At 63.6% G+C, this 21,668-nt stretch carries 18 protein-coding genes and 2 pseudogenes; 10 read left to right on the top strand and 10 right to left on the bottom strand.

Annotation, left to right across the window (positions count from 1 at the left end; all coding sequences use genetic code 11):
- Positions 1–69 precede the first annotated feature (69 nt).
- From HQ354_RS20560 to HQ354_RS20550, 3 genes and pseudogenes are all read left to right on the top strand, one after another.
- A pseudogene (locus tag HQ354_RS20560) lies at positions 70–360 on the top strand (transposase); the annotation flags it as partial.
- A gap of 233 nt (positions 361–593) precedes the next feature.
- Complete coding sequence (locus HQ354_RS20555) at positions 594–1,796, top strand: IS110 family transposase (protein ID WP_222635471.1); 1,203 nt, start codon at positions 594–596, stop codon at positions 1,794–1,796.
- An 18-nt stretch (positions 1,797–1,814) separates the two neighbouring features.
- Positions 1,815–2,681 (top strand): annotated as a pseudogene (locus tag HQ354_RS20550) (IS3 family transposase); the annotation flags it as partial.
- A 92-nt stretch (positions 2,682–2,773) separates the two neighbouring features.
- On the opposite strand, the gene HQ354_RS20545 reads toward HQ354_RS20550, so the two are convergent.
- The gene (locus HQ354_RS20545; protein ID WP_222635470.1) at positions 2,774–3,520 is read right to left on the bottom strand and encodes a phosphotransferase family protein; all 747 of its coding nucleotides are present in this window, start codon (positions 3,518–3,520) and stop codon (positions 2,774–2,776) included.
- Positions 3,521–3,578: 58 nt separating this feature from the next.
- A complete protein-coding gene (locus HQ354_RS20540) occupies positions 3,579–4,220 on the bottom strand; it encodes an NUDIX hydrolase (RefSeq protein WP_222635469.1) in 642 nt (213 codons plus the stop codon).
- A gap of 1,176 nt (positions 4,221–5,396) precedes the next feature.
- Between HQ354_RS20540 and HQ354_RS25715 the strand changes: the two genes are divergently transcribed.
- The 4 genes from HQ354_RS25715 to HQ354_RS20520 all read left to right on the top strand — a co-directional run bounded on the left by HQ354_RS25715 (position 5,397) and on the right by HQ354_RS20520 (position 7,445).
- Positions 5,397–5,723: a site-specific integrase gene (locus HQ354_RS25715; protein ID WP_261768958.1), complete on the top strand. Its 327-nt coding sequence runs from the start codon at positions 5,397–5,399 to the stop codon at positions 5,721–5,723.
- 2 nt (positions 5,724–5,725) lie between these two features.
- The gene (locus tag HQ354_RS20530; protein ID WP_222635468.1) at positions 5,726–6,097 is read left to right on the top strand and encodes a helix-turn-helix transcriptional regulator; all 372 of its coding nucleotides are present in this window, start codon (positions 5,726–5,728) and stop codon (positions 6,095–6,097) included.
- Between the two features lie 241 nt (positions 6,098–6,338).
- Complete coding sequence (locus HQ354_RS20525; protein ID WP_261768966.1) at positions 6,339–7,190, top strand: F510_1955 family glycosylhydrolase; 852 nt, start codon at positions 6,339–6,341, stop codon at positions 7,188–7,190.
- Positions 7,191–7,259: 69 nt separating this feature from the next.
- Positions 7,260–7,445, top strand: a complete 186-nt coding sequence (locus HQ354_RS20520; protein WP_308115249.1) for a DUF305 domain-containing protein — start codon at positions 7,260–7,262, stop codon at positions 7,443–7,445.
- Positions 7,446–7,513: 68 nt separating this feature from the next.
- Here the strand turns inward: HQ354_RS20520 and HQ354_RS20515 are convergent, their stop codons facing one another.
- Entirely contained in the window at positions 7,514–9,739 is a 2,226-nt protein-coding gene (locus HQ354_RS20515) for a heavy metal translocating P-type ATPase (RefSeq protein ID WP_261768959.1), read from the bottom strand.
- A gap of 751 nt (positions 9,740–10,490) precedes the next feature.
- Positions 10,491–10,745 carry a hypothetical protein gene (locus tag HQ354_RS20510; protein WP_222635466.1) on the bottom strand — a complete coding sequence of 85 codons (255 nt, stop codon included), beginning with the start codon at positions 10,743–10,745 and terminating at the stop codon, positions 10,491–10,493.
- Between the two features lie 421 nt (positions 10,746–11,166).
- On the opposite strand from HQ354_RS20510, the gene HQ354_RS25950 reads away from it, so the two are divergent.
- Together HQ354_RS25950 and HQ354_RS20500 are read left to right on the top strand one after the other, a co-directional pair.
- On the top strand, positions 11,167–12,354 hold the full coding sequence (locus tag HQ354_RS25950; RefSeq protein WP_222635465.1) for a prolipoprotein diacylglyceryl transferase family protein: 1,188 nt from the start codon (positions 11,167–11,169) through the stop codon (positions 12,352–12,354).
- Positions 12,355–12,443: 89 nt separating this feature from the next.
- Entirely contained in the window at positions 12,444–12,839 is a 396-nt protein-coding gene (locus HQ354_RS20500) for a rhodanese-like domain-containing protein (protein WP_308115248.1), read from the top strand.
- Between the two features lie 469 nt (positions 12,840–13,308).
- Here HQ354_RS20500 and HQ354_RS25945 read toward each other — a convergent pair whose 3' ends face one another.
- The 4 genes from HQ354_RS25945 to HQ354_RS20480 form a co-directional block, all read right to left on the bottom strand.
- Positions 13,309–14,271 (bottom strand): M56 family metallopeptidase, encoded by a 963-nt coding sequence (locus HQ354_RS25945; RefSeq protein ID WP_222635464.1) that lies wholly within the window; start codon positions 14,269–14,271, stop codon positions 13,309–13,311.
- Positions 14,268–14,624, bottom strand: a complete 357-nt coding sequence (locus tag HQ354_RS20490; RefSeq protein WP_222635463.1) for a BlaI/MecI/CopY family transcriptional regulator — start codon at positions 14,622–14,624, stop codon at positions 14,268–14,270. Before HQ354_RS20490 ends, HQ354_RS25945 begins: the two co-directional genes overlap by 4 nt.
- Before the next feature lie 109 nt (positions 14,625–14,733).
- A complete protein-coding gene (locus tag HQ354_RS20485; protein WP_222635462.1) occupies positions 14,734–16,233 on the bottom strand; it encodes a multicopper oxidase family protein in 1,500 nt (499 codons plus the stop codon).
- 72 nt (positions 16,234–16,305) lie between these two features.
- On the bottom strand, positions 16,306–16,920 hold the full coding sequence (locus HQ354_RS20480) for a TlpA disulfide reductase family protein (protein ID WP_222635478.1): 615 nt from the start codon (positions 16,918–16,920) through the stop codon (positions 16,306–16,308).
- A gap of 447 nt (positions 16,921–17,367) precedes the next feature.
- On the opposite strand from HQ354_RS20480, the gene HQ354_RS20475 reads away from it, so the two are divergent.
- Positions 17,368–18,537, top strand: coding sequence for a M23 family metallopeptidase (locus tag HQ354_RS20475; RefSeq protein ID WP_261768962.1), 1,170 nt, complete (start codon positions 17,368–17,370; stop codon positions 18,535–18,537).
- Positions 18,538–18,855: 318 nt separating this feature from the next.
- On the opposite strand, the gene HQ354_RS25700 is transcribed toward HQ354_RS20475, so the two are convergent.
- Positions 18,856–19,488, bottom strand: a complete 633-nt coding sequence (locus HQ354_RS25700; RefSeq protein WP_308115247.1) for a M23 family metallopeptidase — start codon at positions 19,486–19,488, stop codon at positions 18,856–18,858.
- A 281-nt stretch (positions 19,489–19,769) separates the two neighbouring features.
- On the bottom strand, positions 19,770–21,365 hold the full coding sequence (gene lnt, locus HQ354_RS20465; RefSeq protein WP_222635460.1) for an apolipoprotein N-acyltransferase: 1,596 nt from the start codon (positions 21,363–21,365) through the stop codon (positions 19,770–19,772).
- Between the last annotated feature and the right edge of the window lie 303 nt (positions 21,366–21,668).

The raw sequence follows: 21,668 nt of genomic DNA, 5'->3' as shown, positions 1-21,668 counted from the left end.
GGGACTGCCCCAGGTTTGGTTGACATCTGATCTGTGAGGATCACTCCTCACGGTGGAAGGATGTTCTCCATGCCGAAAGCGTTCCCAGACGAGTTCCGCCGCGATGTCATCGCTGTTGCGCGCAAGGGCGAAGCCCCGTTGCGCCAGATCGCGAAGGACTTCGGAATCTCGGAGGGCTGCCTGCACCGGTGGCTGAAGATCGCCGACCGCGACGACGGCATCGAACGAGGCTCGACGACGTCTACTGGCTCGGACGAGTCCGCCGAGCTGCGAGAGGCTCGCAAGCGGATCAAGCTCCTCGAGCAAGAAGCAGAGGTCATGCGCCGCGCCGTCGCCTACCTGTCCCGGGATGTCAACCCGTTACCCTTTTCGTAGTCGGAAACAACCCGCTTTCCGGCCACTGCACTGGACACCTCGGCATGACTACGTCAACCCGTCGAACGATGATCAATTTTGTGATGTCACCGAGGTGGACAGGCGAGGAGTGATCGCTGATAGGGGCCGGACCCGCACATTCAGGCCGTCGTAACGTGGATGCCGAGACTCACTCGCCACACCCAGCAGTGCACCGTATCTCCACTCGAGAGGATGCGATGACAACCCCGACACACGATCAAATCGAAGTCTTCCTCGGCGTCGACGTCGGCAAGGGACACCACCACGCAGTCGCCCTATCTCGCAGCGGCACAACACTCTTCGACCGAACACTCCCCAACGACGAAGCTCGGATCCGAGAACTGATCAACACCCTGACACAACACGGCCCCACCATCCTCGTCGTCGACCAACCCGCCACCATCGGCGCCCTCGCCGTCGCCGTGGCTCAAGACATGGACATCACCGTCGGCTACCTCCCCGGTCTGGCAATGCGACGCATCGCCGATCTCTACCCCGGTGAATCGAAAACCGACAAGAAGGACGCCGCGATCATCGCCGACGCAGCCCGCACCCTCCCACACGCAATACGCACTCTGAAGATCACCGACACACAAGTGGCCGAACTGTCCATCCTCAGCGGCTTCGACGACGACCTGGCCATGCAGATCACCGCCACCAGCAACCGACTGCACGGGCTGCTCACCCAAATCCACCCCGCCCTCGAACGGGCCATCGGCCGACACATCGCCCACCCCGCTGTGCTGGACCTACTCGCGCCCTACCCCACCCCCGACCGAATCCGACGCCTGGGGCACTCCCGCCTCGCGACCCGACTGAGCAGAAACGCCCCACGCATGGGGACACGTTTGGCCGACGAGATCACCACCGCCCTGGCTGAGCAGAACGTGGTCATCGTCGGAACCAGCGCCGCCGAAACCGTCATCCCCAAACTCGCCGAACAACTTTCCGCACTACAGCGCCAACGATCCGAAGTCGCAACCGAAGTCGAAGCACTGGTCCAAGCACACCCTCTTCACCCAGTCCTGACCTCGATGCCCGGAGTAGGGATCAGGACCGAAGCACGCATCATCACCGAAACCTCCGGCAAACAATTCGCCACCGCAGGACACCTTGCGGCCTACGCCGGTCTCGCGCCCGTGACACGCCGATCAGGAAGCTCGATCCGCGGCGAACACAGATCGCGACGCGGAAACAAGAAACTCAAACGGGTGCTGTATCTCTCGGCGTTCGCAGCACTGCAAGACCCACTCTCGCGCGAATACTACGAACGTAAACGAGCGCAGGGCAAAAGCTACAACCAAGCCCTCGTCGCACTCGCACGCCGCCGCTGCGACGTACTGTTCGCCATGCTCCGCGACGGCACCACCTACAACGCCGGCACTCCGACTGCTGCTTGACAAACAGCATAGGGGCACAAAATGATCTACCCGCTGGTCCTCGACCTTGCTGCCGACGGAGTACCCGTCACAGTGACCTGCCGGGTGCTCGGATTTTCCACCCAAGCGTTCTACAAATGGAAGAAACAGCCAGTCACACAACGTGATTGGGACGACGCACATCTGATCAACATCGCCCGCGAAATCCATGCCGACGACCCAGCGTTCGGCTACCGCTTCATCGCCGACGAACTACCGGACCGCGGCATCACCGCCAGCGAGAACAGAGTCGCACGACTGTGCTCACAGGAACGGCTTTGGTCCGTGTTCTCCAAGAAGCGCGGACTGAACAAGAAAGCCGGCCCGCCTGTCCACGACGACCTCGTCGACCGCCAATTTATCGCCGAGGAACGCAACCAGATCTGGCTGACCGACATCACCGAACATCGCACGGACGAGGGCAAGCTCTACCTCTGCGCGATCAAGGACCTGTACTCGAACAAGATCGTTGGATACTCGATCGACAGCCGTATGAAAGCCTCGCTCGCAGTATCTGCACTGCGAAACGCCGTCGAGCAACGAGATCCGGACGGCACCATCGTCCACTCCGATCGCGGTAGCCAGTTCCGTTCACGAAAGTTCGTACATGAGCTGTTACGCAACGGTTTACAGGGTTCGATGGGCCGAGTCGGAGCGTGTGGAGACAATGCTGCGATGGAGTCGTTCTTCGCTCTGCTACAGAAGAATGTGCTTGATAGACAACGTTGGTCCACACGAGAGCAGTTACGGCTGGCGATCGTCACCTGGATCGAACGGACCTACCATCGCAAGCGTCGCCAACGCAGGCTCGGCAAGCTCACCCCAATCGAGTTTGAGACAATCAACCAGTCCGCACACGCGGCCTGATTCACTCAACCCCACGAGTCAACTGAACTCGGGGCAGTCCCCTTTTCCAGGTCTGGAGAAATCGGCTATGTCGGCCTGTGTTTCGGTGAATGTCAGATGCTCATCGCTTGTCTACTGAGTATGTCGATTTCGCAGCCTGGCGCGCCCGGGTCGAAACCGTGCGCGGCGAGCCAGCGCACACCTCGTAAGCAGCGTAGCGACCACCAGCCTCGGATCACGTCACGGTCGACGTCGGTGCCATAGCCTGTCACGACGTCATCTAGATGTTCAGGGTGGCCCAAGGTCAGTGTTGCGATGTCGTACATTGGATCGCCCTGTGCTGCTTCGGACCAGTCGATGACGCCGGTGACTTCTACGTTGTCTGAGAATACGTGCGAGGCTTGAAGGTCACCGTGTGTGAACACCGGTGTCCACGGCCTCAGCACGGCCTCGGCGATGCGGCGGTTTGCCGCGACGACGCTGTGGGCGACTAGGCCGGTCCGGTTCAACCATTCGCATTCCCGGTTCAGTTCCACGGCGATCTCGTCGAGGCTGCGGCCGAGCCACGGCGGTAGCGGTGCGTTATGGAGCTGTCGAATGGCGGAACCTGCCGCGGTCCATGCCGATGGCGGCATGGACGAAGGTTTGCCGAGGTGGCCCAGTGGTCTTCCCTGCAGCGCTTCAAGCGCGAGTACGGGTGGTGTTCGCCAGAGGATTTGCGCTGTCCGAATTGGAGCTAGACGCATGGCCGTGACCTCGATATCGGTCTTGGACTGATCAGCGTCGATCTTGAGGAACACCTCGCCGACGCGAAGGGTTGCACGCTGTCGGTGGGCAACGACGACTTCGACCTCGGACATATGGTCAATCATGGCCGAAAACAATCTTTGTCGTCACTGTAGAGTGTTCGTCTCGGCGTCAGAATGAATGCTCGAGTAGGCCGTCTTTGTTCAGCTTTCTCAGCATTCTGATCATGTGTGGGTCGAATTTCGCTGGCTCTGCTGCTGTGATCTCGTCTTGTGACCACCATCGAACGGTGGTGTATTCCCCCGGGTCGATGGTCATAGGCGTGTCGCGGGAGACGGACAGGCAGTACCACAGGCTGACATCGTTGTGAACGTTGGCAGAACCGACGGTGTCAGTGATGGTGACGAATACAGGCTTTCGACCGGCAGCCGGCAGAAACGTGGCGTCGATGCCGAGTTCTTCGCGACATTCGCGTACGACTGTGTCTACAGGGTGCTCTCCGGGCTCGACGTGGCCACCTGGAGGGAGCCACAGGCCGGCCTTGATGTGCTCGCCGAGGAGGACCAGTCCAGCAGTGACGTCGAAAACCATGAAGTAGGACACCAGGTGCCGTACGGGAGCGACCGGGTTGGCGACCCGACGAAACACATCCTGCGTTTCTGCCAGCCAGCGCAAGACTTGGTCCCGGTGCGTACGCTCGACGTTGTCGGCCGGAACGATCGCGGCGACCTCTCGCGCAATGTCTTTGATCAGGGCGCTTCGGTCGACAGCAATGTTGTCGATCGTGCGAGTCTCACGCTCGGATGACGGCATGCACAGACCTTACGATCGAACACCGACAGTAGGCCATCTACGCAACAGTCAGGACACCAGTCGTTGGAATATGGCGAGACCGAATATGCAGGTTTACCAGTACACTGTAGCGAGTCGCAGAAAGTGCGAACTCGAACCCCACCCCGACACCCGCATCCCTGAGCGGGAGTTCTGTGCCAGCTACCTGCGCTGATGCAGATCCTAGCTCTGCCGGAGTCGCAGCGGTTGGTGGCCGCGCCGGGCGCGGCGCGGGATCCGGCCCCAATCGTCGGGCGGTGTGACCTGGTGCGTGATGCGCAGATTCGCGGATTATGCGAGACTTTCGCACATCATGCGAATGACTGGGGGGTCTGTCGATGAACCGTGGTGAACTGCCGCCTGGCGCGGCACAGTTGCAGCTGGCCGACGGGGTCGCTGTACTGCGACCGGCGGAAGCGGTGTTCGAGGCAATGGTGACCGGCTGGACGCGACAACAGTTGGCACGCAACCTCTCCCCGGGCACCATCGCGAGTCGAATCTCGGTTGTGCGCAGGTTCCGGGACTTCTGCGACGTGGACGGGCCCTGGGCGTGGACCGCGACGCAGGCGGACGACTGGGCGGCCAAACTCCGTGGAATCAGTGGTGCCGCGCACAGCACAGTCCTGGGCTACCAGGGCGCGATCCGACAGTTCATGGCGTATCTGACCGACCCTCCTATGGGTGGATTCCCCAGTGCGAAGATCGATTCGGCACATATCCGGTGCAAATCATCTTCGAGTCGAACTCCGCCCGCCACGTTCAAGAAGGTGCACGCGATCCACGCAAACGCGCCTACACAGTCGACGAGCTGCAGGACCTGTGCGACACCGCGGACGACCTCGTCGACCAGCGCCGAGACGCCGGCGTCAAGGGCCCGATGGTCGCCTTCCGGACTGCCACCATCACGAAGGTCGCCTACGCATGGGGATTGCGTCGCAACGAAACTCGCATGCTCGACCTGTCCGACTTCGGGCCGAACCCACGCGCTCCGCAATTCGGCCAGTTCGGTGTCTGCTACGTCCGATACGGCAAACCCAGCAAAGGATCGCCACCCAAACGCCGCGGAGTGCTCACCGCTGACGGAAACAGCGTGGGTCATCGACTGCCTCGAACAATGGATCGAGCGCGCGCCCCGCCTTCGGCCGCACCAGCGCGGCATTGTTCCCCACCGAACGATCCGACCGCATCAGCGCCGGAGCGATCTCGACCAGTTTCGCAGCACTGTGCGACCAGGCAGGACTCACTGATCCCGGACTGGACTTCCACTCACTGCGGCGTTCCTATGTCAGCATGCTCGTCGAATCCGGCTACGACACCCGGTTCGTCCAAGAGCAGGTCGGCCACGAGCACGCATCCACCACATCGATCTACACTTTCGTCTCCCCCGACTATCGCACCCGAATTGTCGCCTCCGCCTTACAGGCCGCCGCGGACCGCCTCGCCACTTCGAAAACCACTGCTGGACAACAGCATAAGGAGTTCTGATCATGCAGTACCGCATCGGATATCAATGGCGTCTGCGGGAAGTCATGGCCGCACGCGGAATGAACAACATCTCGGACCTGATGACCCCACTGCATGAAATCGGGATCGAACTATCCGCTTCCCAGCTCTACCGCCTCCTCGGAAACACCCCGGACAGACTGCCGCTGGCGCTGCTCGGCGCACTATGCCACGTCCTCGACTGCACCACCGAAGATCTCTGCGACTTCCGTGTCGACGCCACCCCGTCGCGCCGAACAGTCAGCGGCACACGCCGCCCAGCGATCGCCACCGTTCCCGATCCATCGGTGCGGCCCAAACGCGCCCGCATCCACCGACCCGGACCACCGGCCTGCATGAGATACTATGATTCCTAGTAGTTTAAAAGTTGACCACGGCCAGGCGCGCGAAGAAATGGAGAGCGTTTGCATGCAGCCGGTGCGGTCGATGGCGCGATTTGCTCATGCACCTGTCCAACACTGAACTATCCACGTTCGAACATCGCCTCAGTGAATGGGAGATAATGGTCAAAGCGTCTGTCGCTCCCGCACGCACCGCCCAAGCAGTCATGTCCACCGCGTCCGATTGGGAGATCGAGGGGCATTGGCGCTCAAGCGAATGCGCCACCGATCCCCCGGCGACAGAACGGGAACCATACTTTATGTCCGCCTCGCCCCCCGTATCCTGCTGTCATTTTTCATCGCAGCTCTCAGTCTTGTCGGATGTTCCTCTCCCACAGCCACTGTCGACGCGGCCGATCCGGCATTGGTCGATTTCACCTCCTCACTGGCTCATGTGCACGGATTGCACGTCAACGCCGATGGCACCGTCCTCGCTGGCAGCCACACAGGACTCTTCGCCATCGATCCGGCCGGGAACCTGACCAGGGTTGGATCTTCCGATGATGACTTCATGGGTTTGTCGGGTGTACCGGCCACCGACACCCTCTTCACCTCCGGGCACCCGGGCGAATCGAGCACTGCGGCGAATCCACTGGGATTGCGTCGTAGCGATGACGGCGGCATGTCGTGGTCGGATCGGTCACTGGAAGGGAAAGTCGACTTCCATGCGTTGACCGCCGATGAACGCATCCTGATTGGGTTCGACGGTCGGACCGGTCTACTCGTCTCCGCAGACAGCGGCTCCACCTGGTCCCCCGGTGCCGCTGTGCCCGTGGCGTCGCTGGCGATCACGAACTCCGGAGTATGGGCCATAACACCCGACGGACTCCAGTACAGCACGGACACCGCCCGAACGTTCTCCCCCGTCGCCGGAGCCCCGAACCTGGTATTACTCGCCGGCGCCGGCAATGCGCTGTGGGGCATCGACACCGACGGATACGCCTGGCGCAGTCGCAACGGGACTGATTGGCAACAGCGCTCAGCAACCGATTCCGTCGAGGCCTTGACGGCCATCGGCTACGACACCGCCTACGCAGCGAGCCCCCAGGGCCTGTACACGCTGACATGACCCGCCCCGATCTGCAACAACCATCTCGACAGATAGCGGCGTTCTGGCGAGACTGCAGGCGGGACACCCGTGCCGCAGAAGACGCAGCCCGAGATGGACCAGATGATCACCTGGCTCGCCGAACGGGGCCAGCCCGCACCCTCCGCAGACATGGGCGGAATGGATCACAGCTCCGGCAGCGGCATGATGACAGCGCATGAGATGGACGGGTTGATGGCCGCGTCGGGTCCGGACTTCGATCGCCTGCTCGGCTAACCTGACCCGCACACGGCCTTCGGCTCGATCGTGCAGGAACTATTGGTCGATTGCTCGAGCGCGGCGTCTCAGCTGTGCGCAACCGATTCACGCTGCAGCTCCGTTGCCCGGCTGCTGTCGCTCCGATTGCCGGTGATGGCGTCGGGTGCGAGGTCGAGTCGGCGCAGCAGTTGAGCGTTGGCGGCAACGATGATCGTCGACAGCGACATCAGGACCGCGCCGACCGACATCGGCAGTACGAACCCGACCGGTGCGAGCACTCCCGCCGCGAGCGGCACGGAGATCAGGTTGTATCCCGCTGCCCACCACAGGTTTTGCTTCATCTTCCGGTACGAGGCGCGCGAGAGTTCGATCACCGACAACACCGAGCGGGGGTCGTCGCTGGCGAGGATCACTCCTGCCGATGCGATCGCGACGTCGGTGCCCGCACCGATCGCGATGCCGACGTCGGCTTGCGCCAACGCCGGTGCGTCGTTGACTCCGTCGCCGACCATCGCCACGGTCCGTCCCTCCCGTTGAAGCTCGGCGACGTTGTGCGACTTGTCTTCTGGTTTGACTCCGGCGAAGTAGCGGTCCACGCCGAGTTCGGTGGCCACGGATTTCGCGACCGCGTCGGCGTCTCCGGTGATCATGACCACCGTGCTACCCCTGTCGTGGAGCGCGTCGATAGCGGCACGTGATTCGGTCCGGATTTCGTCGGCGAGGGCGAGTGCGCCGATCACGGCGCCGCCGGCGAGGACGTGCAGGATGATCGCCCCGTCGCCGCGCCAGCGGTCGGCGACAGCGAGTTCGGCTGCATGTTCTTGCTCGAGCAGCGCTGGTCCGCCGACCTGGATCCGGGCGCCGTCGATCACGGCGGACACTCCGACGGCGGGGGACGACTGGAAGTCGGTTGCAGGCGGCACTGTGAGGTTGCGCTCTTGTGCGGCACCGACGATGGCGCGGGCGAGGGGGTGTTCGGAGTCGGCTTCGGCGGCGGCTGCGAGCGCGAGGACGTCGTCTGCGGTGCGTCCGGCGGTCACCTCGATCGCGGTGACGGTGGGTTGGCCTTTGGTGAGGGTGCCGGTCTTGTCGAACAGCACGGTATCGACCGTGCGCATGGTTTCGAGTGCGAGCCGGTCCTTGACCAGGACGCCGCCGCGGGCGGCTCGTTCGGTGGCGATGGAGACCACCAGCGGGATCGCGAGTCCGAGTGCGTGCGGGCAGGCGATGACCAGCACGGTGATGGTGCGGATGACGGCGTCGTCGGGCATCCCGAACAGGGTCCAGGCGGCGGCGGTGATGACCGCGGCTCCGAGGGCGAACCAGAACAGCCATCCGGCGGCGGTGTCGGCGATGCGTTGGGCCCGCGAGGTCGAGTTCTGCGCGTCCGCGACCAGCCGCCCGATTCCGGCGAGGGCGGTGTCCTCCCCGACCGCGGTGACCTGGACCCGGAGACCGGAGTCGGTGGCCACGGTCCCGGCGACGACCTGGTCGCTCTCGCTGCGGCGGACGGTGCGAGATTCGCCGGTGATCATCGATTCGTCCATGCTCGCCGATCCGGCGACGACGGTGCCGTCGGCCGGTACTCGGCCGCCGGGGCGGACGACGACGACATCACCGAGCTGCAGCTCAGCCGGGGACACCTGCACCACGTCATCGCCCTCGACACGTTCGGCGGTGTCCGGGAGTAGCGCTGCCAGCGAATCCAAGGCGGAGGTGGTCTGCGCGAGGGATCGCATCTCGATCCAGTGTCCGAGCAGCATGATCACGATCAGCAGTGCCAGTTCCCACCAGAAGTCGAGCTGATGATCCAGGAGGCCGAGGCTCGCACCCATCGACGAGGCGAACGCGACGGTGATCGCCAGGGCGATGAGCAGCATCATTCCCGGTGTACGCGAACGTATTTCGCTGACCGCGCCGGTGAGGAACGGCGAGCCACCCCACGCGTACATCACGGTGCCCAGTACCGGGGAGATCCAGGCGATCCACGGTGCGTCGGGTAGCGAGTAGCCGACGAGCATCGCGAACATGTCGGAGGCAAGGATGACCGGGACTGCGAGGACCGCCATGATCGAGAACAGGCGACGGAACATACCGACGTGATCACCGTGCCCGGCATGGCCGCCGTGGTCAGCGTGACCACTGTGCCCGGCATGACCGCTGGGGCCGGCGTGCTCCACGTGCGCGCCGGTGTTGTGGCCCGAGTGCCCAGTCTCCGTCTCGGCTACTGCCGAGCGTAGTACGGGCTGCTCGCTGCGTTTCGGTGTATTTGCCACCGTGGAGTCGGCATCGAGGTGGGTGTGATCGTTCATCGTGCGGGTCCTCTCATCCATCGAATTCGCTGCTCACGCGTCCTGGACCAGTGCACCGTGGCGGGTGCACGTAGTGCAGGCGGCAGGGCAGAGCGTGGTGATCATCCGAGCCTGATCTCCAACAATAATACCCCATGGGGGTATAAAGCCACGAGAAATTGCCTCACCACCCGTACCGGAGCGCGATCGAGAGCGAAAGTGCGGGCGGACCGGATAGCGGGCGCGCTTCGTAGGGGACACCGCCGTGACCGAAAGAGAACCGGGGGTGATGCCGGTCCGGCCGGACGCGGCCCCACGGATCCGGCGGCGCAACCGAGGCTGGCGCAGATAGGCGTAGTTCTGGTCGTGGCAGAATCGTTCGATGTTCTCGCGAGCGTTGGTGAGGAGTTGATCACCGGCTAGAGGCGCTGTTTCGGGTAGTTACTTCGTATCGCGACGCGCGTGGCGGGCTCGCGTATCGCCGTTCGATGATCGCGAAACTCCGTTCGATCGTAGACGACGCGGCTCCGACGGTGGAGTACCACATTCTCCCCGATCTTGCGCCTGCGGCGGTGCCGCCAAGAGAGCACTGACCATGTCGTAGATGGGCGTGTCGCTCACTACGGCCCTACCTTCCATACAGCTGAGTCGCTGCCCGTTCGAACGCGCCGCTGTCCGGCTTCACCTGCGTTCCGGGCGAAACACTGCCAGACCGGCTCGTCGGCAGGTAGCCGCATGGGCGGGCTCGCACGACCCCGTCCACAGCAGCTGCTCATTTCCGTGCTGCAGCACGTTTGCGTGGAGCGCTTGTCGCCAACTCTGCGACCGCTGCGCGATAAGAATCTCGATCGATGTCCCCGGCCGCGAATCTACGGTCGAGGATTTCCTGAGCGTCTTCCTCGGATTGCGGGCGAGCGGAAATCAACCGAACCGCTCCCCACGCCACTAGTGCTGTCACGACCAACCAGAACGCGGCCATTCCCACCATCATCGCCCATCCGCCCCCCATTGCACTGCCCATGTCCATGGTGTCACCCCTCTCTCGCACCGGACCACCGGCCGACATACGCACTACGACCATTCACGCTAACTACTATAGCCCTTAGTAGTTGAGCTACTATCGTGGATAGTAGTTCGCTGTCGAGACACCGTCGCCGCGACGGCGATGATGGAGGCCACCCGTGGGAAAAAAATCCAGCAAGTCACGATCGAAAACGACACAGCGACGGACCGCTGCCGAACGATCCGCGGGAGGTGGCCCACCGACTCCTCGACAGGGCTTCGTGCGTACCGGGCTCCACGCAGGGGATCCCGCCCCCGCCTCACATGCGCAGGTCAGTGCCGTCGCCGCCGACTACCTTCTGAGCAGAGGCCACTCGTTACGCAGTGGCGCACTGCATCCCACCGTCGCCCGGCCTTTCGCGCCGGCCTCCACAACCCCGCCGCCCGTGAGGACCTCACCGGTCCGACCCGTGGCGCGGACGTCGGACCCGACCACAGGGACGACAAGCGGAACCGCAGCGCCGCCGAAGCACACCCGTGCCGACACCTCCGAAGATGTCGCCCCCGCACCGCAATACACCGCTCCACCGCAGGCGAACAGTTGTTCCGACGCGTTCTCCCAGGTCGAACCTCTGGGGCTCGCGGCGACGTACTGGGGTGTTGCTGCCGATGTCGAACCCTCCGAAGACCTGACGATCCGCTTCACCGGTGTCCGGGTCGCGACCGACGATCACCCACCGACCGAAAAGGACCGCTTCGAGCGAACACTGGTCGTGAAACCGCTCCCAGCTACCGGGGGCCGATTCGCCGCCACCGCTCGTATCCATGGAGTCGCCAGCGGAGAGTGGAAGGTCAGCGCGCACCGCCTCGGCGGCGCGGAAAGGACCGAACGCCCGCAAAGATCTGTGCTCACCGCCCGCACGGCGCTACTCAACCACGGTCCTGCTGTGCGGTTGTGGAGTTGGCCGGGGTTGGTCGCCGCCGGCGCGGTGGTTGCAGTGATCCTTCAGGGACTTCTCCTTTCACGTACGGACACCAATGTCGCTGCCGCTGTGTCGATTTCCGCAGTGAGTTGCATTCTGGGATATGTCGGAGCCAAAGCGTGGTATCTGATCCTGCACCGTCAGCCTGTGCGAGCATTCATCCGCGCTGGAGCGTGTATACAAGGCTTCCTCGTCGTTGCACTGAGCACCTTGATCGTCGGCGGTGCACTCGGGGGTATGGACGTCGGGACAGTAGTGGATGCAACCACCCCGGGATTGTTTCTCGGTATGGCGATCGGCCGTCCGGGATGCTTTCTGGCGGGCTGCTGTTCGGGCCGCCCGACCCGATCTCGGTGGGGCCTGTTCTCGTCCGACCGCATCCTGGCGACGAGAAGGATTCCTGTTCAGCTCTACGAGGCCGCTGCCGCACTGTTGATCGCAGGGGTGACACTCTCGGTGTTACTTCGGGTCCACCTTCCCGTTGGAGGGCTGTTGTTCGTCGGCAGCATCGCGGCCTACACCTTGATCCGGCAAGGGCTGTTCTCGTTTCGCGTCGACACACACACTCGCCGTGGTCGACTCGCCGTCTCGCTCGTCTGCTGCGCGGTTCTCATCGGCGTAGCCGCAGGATCGCAGGTGCTCTCGCGATGACCGAACGTGTCTCGATGCGTGCATCCCACGACGTTACGGCACCGCACACGGTGGCCCGGTCGCGCCGGAGGAGGTGTCCGGCATCGGCAATGGCTCTGGTCGTTGTCCTCGCACTCGCCGGATGCACCGGCGGCGAGTCCACTGCATCCACCATCTCCACACCCGCCGCGTCGCGGGCCGAACTGCTCGATCCCGCTGACTTCGCCGCTGCGATCGCGGACCCGGGTCGGGTGACGATCAACGTCCATACCCCCGATGAGGGCCAGCTCCCTGGAACCGACTCGAGTCTCCCCTTCGATCAGATCCGACAACAAGCCGCGGCGTTGCCGCCCGATCGGACCACACCTCTGGCGATCTACTGCCGCACCGGGACGATGAGCGCCACAGCAGCGAAAACCCTTGCCGCTCTTGGCTACACCGATGTCGTCGAACTGCAAGGCGGCATGCTCGCGTGGCAAAACACCGGACGAACCATCGAAGAATGATCGCTCCCGTCCACTGGCGAACGCCGACCCGGACATCGTCTTGCCGAAGGTGGCCGTGCGTACGATTCAGCACAAGGCCTGGATCGACTTGTTCGCGGTGCATCGTGAAGTCGGAAACGAGTGGGAGTCAACGCTACTGCCCGGGTCGTACCTCGACAGCGGGGTGACACCCGGCGCACCGCTGCAGTGCCCTGGCCGCCGAAACGGCCATCTCGCGCATAGGGCACGTGGGGCTCGAGAGTTGCCTTCTCCAGGGCGGTGATCGGGCTCCGGCGGAGAAACTCGCTCGCGAAAGCAAATGGTGTGGGGCACAGAGTCGGTCAGGGCCGAAGTCTCGGGGCAGTGCGAGGGGTCATCGCCGCTCCTCGGTCTCGATGATCGCTTCTCGCGCCGGGAGAGCCGGGAGAGCCGGGAGAGCCGGGGGTCGACACGGAGGCAGCGGAGGTGATGTCGGTGCGCCAGCCGGTCTCTATCCGACCGCGCAGGATGCCATCGTCATTGCCCCCAGCAGAGCGAGTACCGGCAACGCAGGCAAGGCAGCTGCGGTGCACGCGGCGAACGCCCGAGCCCACCGAAAGGGGGCTTGCGGCACCACTTGGTCCACCGCGAGACGATCGAGGCGCACAGCGGTGGTGTCCGAGAACATCCCGAGCGCGGGCAGAGGAACCGAGTGCGGGCGCAACGACGTGAGGGCCCGCCGCACAGGGCCTCGGCCGTGCGAGCGTGCCGCACGAGCATCTGCGTCGAGTTCGACCAGAGCCCGCACGAGTGAGGGCGATTCCCGCATGATCGGCAGCCACGGAAACGCATAGGCCACCGACTCGGCGATACCTACCAGCAGATGATGCCGGCCATCGATGTGCGCATGTTCGTGTGCGAGGACCGCTGCGACCTCAGCAGGCCCCAGCTGTGCACGGAGTCCTTCACTGGCAACGACCATCGCCGGTCGTCCCGCGATGCTGTAGGCGAGGGGGCTGTCCAAGGGAAGCCACAGTGTCGACACCGGCCGAGTCGAACCGGACAATGCTTCGTGTCCGCCGATGATGCGCAGCAAACAGACATGTCGCTCGTACGATTGCCGACGCTCGCGCACTGCGCCCCTCAGGTGGATGATCCAGCGGATTGCGCCGCATCCCAGTACCGCAATCCCGACGATTCCGACGGTGGCTTCGATGCGAGCGGGCACGTCGCCGTGGATGACGAGCCAGCACTGCTGCGCGATGCCGACCAGGGTCGTCACGCCTCCATGGCTGGGAATCGCACTGAGCGCGACCGGTACCGCAATGCTGACCAGGGTGCCCGCGACGAGAGCGAACCACGTCAGGAGGGTGACGTACGCATCGATGCCTCTCGCGATCATCGACCTCATCAGCGATGGCGCCGCAGCCGCGACCAACAGTCCACCGATAGCCCACAGCAGAACGGCGGTCACCTCTTACGCTCTTTCAGACCGCGAGTGAGTACCTTCGACTCGGCGTCGGAAGCACCGCGAGCGAAGTGGAGCAGCACGTTCGTGGGGTCTCCGGTCGATTCGAGAAGTACCCGCAAGGCGTCGGAGGCAGCTTCTTCTCGGGTTCGGGTTGCCTCGTACCAATATGCCCGGCCGTTGCGTTGTCGATGTACCCAGCCCTTGCGGTGCAAATTGTCGAGAACCGTCTGGATGGTTGTGTACGCCGGTTCCCGACCATCTTCGAGATGGTCGATGACGTCACGGACCCGGACTGCGGAGCTGGTATCCCACACCACGTCCATCACCAGAGCTTCGAGCTCTCCCAAACCCTGCATGTGTGCCTCCTAGACGCGTGATCACTCTATCCCGCCGAACGAGCCGACTGCCCGAACCTTCGGTAACGGGTACCTGGCGAGGCCGAGCACGCCTCGAATGCAGCTGGTCTCACGCCAGGTAGGAAACCGACGTCATCATTCCTGCTTCCCCGTGATAGAGGTTGTGGCAGTGCAGAAGCCACTGGCCGGGATTGTCGGTGTCGAAGTCGACTTCGACAGTTTGGTTCGGCAAGACCAACGATGTGTCCTTCCGCGGGCCTGATCCGGTGCCGTTGACAACCTCGTAGGTATGCCCGTGCAGATGCATGGGGTGAAACATCGTCGTGGCATTGACGAAGCGAAGTCGTACCCGCTCACCTTCGCGAACGTCGAGGGGTGTGTGCTGATCGTACGTTTGATCGTTGAGCGTCCAGGTGTACCCGCTCATCTGCATCCCGAGGACGATGTCGTACGTGCGATCCGGCTCACGTACGGGCAAGCGGACCGTATCGAGCGAAGTCAGTCGATCAGCCAGAACCGGGGCAGCCGAAAGCTCGGTCGGCCGGATCGACGCCTGCGGCGCGGCACCCGGCCCGGTACGCAACACCGCGAACCCGCTCCCCTCCTTCCCTTCGGCGGCGGCAACAATCGGAAACGCCCCGTCCTGCAAGGTGATGATGGCGTCGTAACGCTCTCCCATCCCGATCAACAAGCACTGCGCCTGTTCGGGCTGTACGGGAAATCCGTCACTGTGAGTGAGCGTGAGGGGATGATTGCCCACCGCGAACCGGAAGGCCGTGTCGGCAGCTGCGTTGATGATGCGCAGGCGCATTCGCTGACCCGGCCGCCCGCCGAGCACGATGGGGTCCGACCCGATCTTGCCGTTGATCAGATAGTACGGATAGCTCACGTCGCCGGCATCGTCTCCGAGCGGCGACTGGGCAGTGGGCGCTCCCATCGACATGCCACCCATCGACATGCCAGTACTGCGTAGCCGTTCGAGTTCTTGATCGGGGTCGCCCGATACCCCGTCGAGCCAGTCGTCGAGGACCAGGACGGCTTCGAGGTCGTAGTCCGCGCCGTCGGCGGGGTCCTCGACGATCAACGGTGCATACAGTCCTCTGTCGAGTTGGGTACCGACATGCGGATGAAAGAAATACGTACCCGCGTCGGGCACCGTGAAGTCGTAACCGAACGAATCACCCGAAGCAACGGCAGGCTGTGTCATGCCCGGCACTCCGTCCATGTCGTTGCGCAGAGCGATTCCGTGCCAATGGATCGTCGTCTCCTGCTCGAGTCGATTGTCGAGCCGTGCGCGTAGGACATCCCCCCGGCTCAGACGAATCTCGGCACCCGGGAGCCGACCGTCGAAGGCCCATGTCTGCACTTGCACTCCGCCGAGGTCGATCGTGGCGGGCTGGGCGCTCAGGGAGACATCGACTTGTCTACCGACGGCCGAGCGGCGTGCGTCCTCGGCCCTCAGAACCAGATCGGAGTCCGGTCCGACAGCTGTCGCTGCCGACGAGCCGTTGCCGCATGCCGCCAATACGACGGCGCCCGTTCCGCCCGCGCTCAGCGCGAGAAAGCTACGGCGTGTGAGCGAGGACGCACCTGCCCGCTGCTTGTTCATGAACATCTCCCGAATCTGTCAAAGCTCCTGTACCGGTGACCGTTTGATCCTCGCCGCCTTGCTGCCGCGCTGTCAGCGCTCCAGCGCTGTCACCGCGTCCCGCACCTGACTTGGGCTGTAGAACACCGGAGTCGAGGTGATGCGCTCGATCGTTCCATCGCTCTGGATCAAGAAACTCAAGGGCAGAACAGGGGGCGCGTCGAGTATCGGCAACGCCGCATCGGCCTGGTCGAACGAGGGATAGTGCACCCCCAGTTCGGTCAGCAAGCTCAACGCCGCGTCGGCACTGTCTTGCACATTGATGCCGACGACACGAACGGCACCCGGTTCCGCAGCGTATTGAGCCAGAACCGGAATCTCTTCTCGACACGGACCGCACCACGACGCCCACACATTGAGCAGCGTGGGCTCACCGGCCAGGGAAGTTCCCAGATCGGACATCAACGACGTTCCCAGGCACCTGACGGACACACCGACGAGCTCGCCAGGTGGAGGGGGTGAAATCGGTGAGGTCGGGCACGGATCGAGGGCAGCGCGAGTTGCGAGCGCCGCCGACGGGAGATTCTCGTCGTCGAGGTGAGGCGTCGGTCCGACGAGCCCCGCTGTCTGGGATGAGGGATGTCGGGGCCACAGCGCCAGCGCGCCGACAACTGCGACGACAACGACTGCCAGCAGGGACCAGCGCATTGTCACCCGCCGCACCCTGCACCTCCGTCGCGTTCGTGCCGAAGCAGCCCGTCCGTGCCATCGTACACGAACTACTATTGAAGATAGTAGCAATGCCAATCACGCGGGGCCTCAACGCTTTCGCAACCCCTTCACCCCTGAATGCATCACGGAGAGCCTTCGGCCGAGCATCGACACTGACCATCGCCTTCGAGGCGGACGGCGAAGACGAACAACGCGACGAATATTGTTGGTGCAGCGACATTTTCGGCGCTCTACCTCCAGCTTCCGGAAGACCGATCCGAAGTCGGAACGGGACACAAGATACGAATGCTGCCGATGTAATTCACTGTGACTGATGGTGTTCGTGTGAAAATAGTGTAATAGTGATGCGGCGTGTCGCCTTGACTCGAAGGCGATTGTCAAGGACTGCCGAATGCGCAGTTGCGTCCAGGAGGGCCCACCGCAATGAAACCTCTGCTGTCGTCGTCGTGGATGTCGCATCGAACTCGGTGGGGTGCTCGCATCCTCGTCGGGACCGCGTTCGCAGGAAGTATTCTCACACTGACACCCGCGATGTCGGCGGCGACGCCCGATGCCGATCCGTCTGCTGCCACCGCCCGAGCGGAGTCGGACCCGCACGTGCAACAGGAGATCCTCGGGCTCGTCGTCGATGCCCTACGAAGCATTCGCACCAGCGGTGCCCTCGACGACCTGGCCGGCCCCCAAAGCCGCATCGTCTCCTGCCTCGTGGGCACGATCGGAGACACCGACGTCATTGAAGGACAACCAGAACCCCTCTCGCGATTCATCCCCTGTCTCGCGCCGATCGACGACATCGACCCCGCACTCTTGCCCCGCCTGGTGTCGTCGATGGATATCGCCACCCTCGCCTCCACACTCGCGGCAGCCGAGAACCCTCACGATCCGACCGTCTCGCACACCCCGTCGCGCGGCCACGCTACGGCCCCACCCGACACCTCGGACGACGAGCCCTCGACCGAACAGCCGAGCACCCGGGACGAGCCCGAATCGGCCACCGACTTGTCCACACCCGAGCTGCAGGCGCTCGAACCAGACCTCACCGTTCCCGACACGACGGATACCGACACGTCCCCCGACACAACGACGGAGCCCGACACAACGACGGAGTCCGACACGACGACGGTGCCCGATGTCGGCGATCACTCGTCGGTCACCCCGCAACCCCCCACCGACACGACAGAGGCGAGGATCGGGAAGTATCGTGCGCCGACGACCGGCACACTGACCTCGACCTTCGGCGATGGTCGCAACCATCAAGGCATCGATATCGCCAATTCCACCGGTACACCGATCGTCGCCGTTGCGGATGGCGAAGTGATCAGTGCAGGACCGGCCCAAGGATTCGGACTCTGGGTGCGAATACGCCACGATGACGGCACCGTCACGACGTACGGACACAACAACGACAACCTCGTGGCCGTAGGTCAACGAGTGCAGGCCGGTGAGGAGATTGCGACGGTAGGAAATCGAGGTGTTTCTACCGGCCCCCATCTGCATTTCGAGGTCGACACACCCGCTGGCAAGAAGGTCGACCCTCGGTCGTGGCTGGCCGAACGCGGAGCCTCCATCGCCGGCCCGGGTCGTAACTCGTAGCCGAATGTCCCGCCGCGGTTGATCCCGATGCAACCAATTCCGAAGCAACCAATTCCGCGCTGTTGCAATGCTTTCGACGCGTATCGGCACTTCGTTCGACCTCGACCTCGCCGCGACGCTGCACGATGCAGACGCGTCGCGGGATCGCGCAGTCCGAGAACCACGGTTCAGCTCACCATCGGACCCGGTCCCGGCTCTGGTGTCACGGCGCAGCTGCGAGTGGCCTACTTTCTCCGTCCTCGCGCAACCATTCCGTTCGGGTGTGGGGGTAGTGCGTGATCGGTTCCGAGCGTTGCGTCCGGGAAGCGAAGCATGACCTCAGGACTGGACGGCCGCGTCCGAGAGCGCGACACCCCGAGAGGCGAGCCACTGCTGCGGATCGACGTTGGTCCCCGCCGCATCTGCAACCTCGAAATGCAGATGCGGGCCGGTCGATTGACCACGATTGCCGACGGTGGCGATCTGCTCACCGGCCTGCACTCGTTGACCTACCGCTACCAAGGTTCGGTCGATGTGCCCGTAGACCGTTGTCGACCCGTCGTCGTGTTGTAGGCGTACCCAGAGACCGAAACCGTCCGCTGGGCCGGAATCGAGCACTGTTCCATCGGCTGCCGCGTACACGGGGGTGCCGATGGAGTTGGCGATGTCGAGTCCGGTATGCGTAGTCCCCCACCGTGGTCCGAAGTCGGAGGTGAGGGTTCCTGCTACCGGACGGACGAACAGTGGTCGCAGGGCCGCTGCATCGCGTGCGGCGCTCTCCTCTGCAAGCCGTTGCCCTTTCGCCAGTTGCTCGATCGCCTTGTTGAAGTTGGAAATCTCGGGTATGGCGAGGATCTGAGGCAGATACTCCGACAACGGGTCCTGCACCGGCGCTTCGTAACTGGGTGCCGCCTGTGCCAGGGCGGGACTGGCGTACTGGCCGGTCGCCGTGATCAGACCGCCTGCTGCCACCGCGATACTGACAGCGACACTACTACGGCGTTCGGCGATATACGTTCGGGCCCGGTGCCGCCCCTTCGATGCCACCACTGTCTGCTGTGCGGCGTGGTCCCATGACTGGCGGCTTCGATCGGCCTTACGGTGTTGTGCCACTGCGAAATCCTCGGTGTCGGCGGGATCGAGGCACGCCCCTTCGAGCGCACTTCCCGTGATGTATCGGAACGGTAACGGAATGGTATAGGAACGGTGACGCAATTACTACCCGGATTAGTAGTTCACTGCGGCCCTGTGCTTTACGGACCGGATCGAACAGGTGACAGTTGTGGGCTGTGGGCGCTGTTGTGTCGCCTTCTGTACGCGAGCGCGCATCCGATCACGGCGAGGATGACCGCGCCGTACTCCGGAAGCGCGCCCACTCTCGTCGCCCAGGTCATCGTCGATTCGAGTGCTACATCGGCCACCAAAGTCTCCCCGGTGAACAGGCCCGAACGATCTCGTACGTTTCCCTGCGGGTCGATGACGGCGCTGACCCCGCTGGTAGCAGCAACGAGGACGGTTCTGTTGTGTTCGACCGCCCGCAGCCGCGACATCGCCAACTGCTGGTAGGTCATATCGGTGCGTCCGAACGTCGCATTGTTGGTGGGGACCGTGATCAGCGTCGCCCCCGCACGCACGGACTCGGTGACCAGGTCATCGAACGCGACCTCGTAGCATGTGGCGACCGCCGTCGGGATTCCTGCGACGTCGACGACACCGTTGCCCGAGCCGGGAACGAAATTTCCGGCCTGCGAGGCGTACGAGGACAACTTCGTCATCACAGATCGCATGGGGAGATATTCACCGAAAGGGACGAGCTTGCGTTTGTCGTGCCGCTCGCCCGGTCCCAGGACCGGATCCCACACGATCGACGTGTTCGTCGACGTGCCGTCGTCGTTGGAGAGGACGGCGCCGACCAGAATCGGTACCCCGATCGACTGCGCGGCAGCGTCGATCCCGGCACTGGCGTCGGCATTGCGCAACGGATCGATGTCGGAGGCATTCTCCGGCCAAATGACCAGGTCCGGGGTGGGTACACGGCCGGCGGCGATGTCGTCCCCGAGCTGCATCGTTCTTTCGATGTGATTGTCGAGAACTGCTCGGCGTTGCGAGTTGAAGTCCAGACCCAATCGTGGAACGTTGCCTTGAACAACGGCGACCGTCGCCCGCGCGGCTGCCGTGTCCCCATCGGGGGTGAGTGCGAAGGCCAGAGCCGGAACGATCACGACGGTGGCCGCCGAACCGACAGACACTCGCAGCCTCGGCGGTCGTACCTGACCGACCACGGCGGCCAACGCCGCGCCGATCAGGGCGACCGCGAAAGATACGCCGGGCGCACCGACGAAGGCGGCAAGCGATAGCAGAGGACCGTCGGCCTGCGCGAAAGCCAGTCTTCCCCAGGGGAATCCACCGAAAGGAATTCGCGCGCGCAGACCTTCGGTGGCGGTCCAGATGGCTGCGATCCACAGCACATCGAGCCGTGACCCGGATACGGCAGCTACTGCAGCGCAGAACAGTGCCACCGCTATCGCTTGGATCGCTGCGAGCGCCAACCACGGCGGGGCACCGACATAGACGCCGACCCACGGCAGCAGTGGCAGAAAGAAAGCCAGTCCTGACAGATACCCGTAGAACAACGATGCCCGGACGGAGCGGCCGCGGACGACGAGAACGAGTATCCCGATGCCCAGCGGCGCGAGGAACCACAGCGACCGAGGCGGGAAACTCGCGAACAACAGCAATCCGGCAGCGATTGCACACGATGACCGGATTGCCGAGGCGGTGAACGTACGGCGTCGTCGGGTTCGCTGGTGACGGTTCACCGTCGTTGCACCGGAGTCGATATCGATCATGCCTCATGGCTCGTTTCTCGTGTACGGCATGACGCCACCCACCACCCTCGGTTACTACTATGCACGATAGTAGTAACCGGCGGTACACCCAGGCCCGTCACTGGCCCGGCACGCCTCGGCACATCAGGGCTCCGGCGCGTCGCGCACACGCGCGGTGCCCGCGCGGTGATCACCACCCTCGGTCGCCTCGACCGGTCGACGTGACGAGAAACATGTGGCGTCTGCCTGCGGTCGCGTGACCGCCCAGTTCCGCGGTCGAACAGCTCGGATGCGCCCTGCTGGACTCGACCGACCTCATTTTCG

Origin of the sequence: Rhodococcus sp. BP-261 (genome assembly GCF_019835205.1) — a bacterium.
GTDB classification, from domain to species: Bacteria; Actinomycetota; Actinomycetes; order Mycobacteriales; family Mycobacteriaceae; genus Rhodococcoides; species Rhodococcoides kyotonensis_B.
This window is presented reverse-complemented; position numbering and strand designations above follow the sequence as displayed.

Bases quoted from the DNA above. Each gene is read 5' to 3' on its own strand.
- HQ354_RS20525 (WP_261768966.1), top strand. From the start codon at position 6,339: ATGCGCCACCGATCCCCCGGCGACAGAACGGGAACCATACTTTATGTC.
- HQ354_RS20480 (WP_222635478.1), bottom strand. From the start codon at position 16,920: ATGCGCTGGTCCCTGCTGGCAGTCGTTGTCGTCGCAGTTGTCGGCGCG.
- HQ354_RS20540 (WP_222635469.1), bottom strand. From the start codon at position 4,220: ATGCCGTCATCCGAGCGTGAGACTCGCACGATCGACAACATTGCTGTC.
- HQ354_RS20555 (WP_222635471.1), top strand. From the start codon at position 594: ATGACAACCCCGACACACGATCAAATCGAAGTCTTCCTCGGCGTCGAC.
- lnt (WP_222635460.1), bottom strand. From the start codon at position 21,365: ATGATCGATATCGACTCCGGTGCAACGACGGTGAACCGTCACCAGCGA.
- HQ354_RS20490 (WP_222635463.1), bottom strand. From the start codon at position 14,624: ATGCAGGGTTTGGGAGAGCTCGAAGCTCTGGTGATGGACGTGGTGTGG.
- HQ354_RS20475 (WP_261768962.1), top strand. From the start codon at position 17,368: ATGAAACCTCTGCTGTCGTCGTCGTGGATGTCGCATCGAACTCGGTGG.
- HQ354_RS20510 (WP_222635466.1), bottom strand. From the start codon at position 10,745: ATGGACATGGGCAGTGCAATGGGGGGCGGATGGGCGATGATGGTGGGA.
- HQ354_RS20500 (WP_308115248.1), top strand. From the start codon at position 12,444: ATGGCTCTGGTCGTTGTCCTCGCACTCGCCGGATGCACCGGCGGCGAG.
- HQ354_RS20545 (WP_222635470.1), bottom strand. From the start codon at position 3,520: ATGTCCGAGGTCGAAGTCGTCGTTGCCCACCGACAGCGTGCAACCCTT.
- HQ354_RS20515 (WP_261768959.1), bottom strand. From the start codon at position 9,739: ATGAACGATCACACCCACCTCGATGCCGACTCCACGGTGGCAAATACA.
- HQ354_RS20530 (WP_222635468.1), top strand. From the start codon at position 5,726: ATGCAGTACCGCATCGGATATCAATGGCGTCTGCGGGAAGTCATGGCC.
- HQ354_RS20485 (WP_222635462.1), bottom strand. From the start codon at position 16,233: ATGAACAAGCAGCGGGCAGGTGCGTCCTCGCTCACACGCCGTAGCTTT.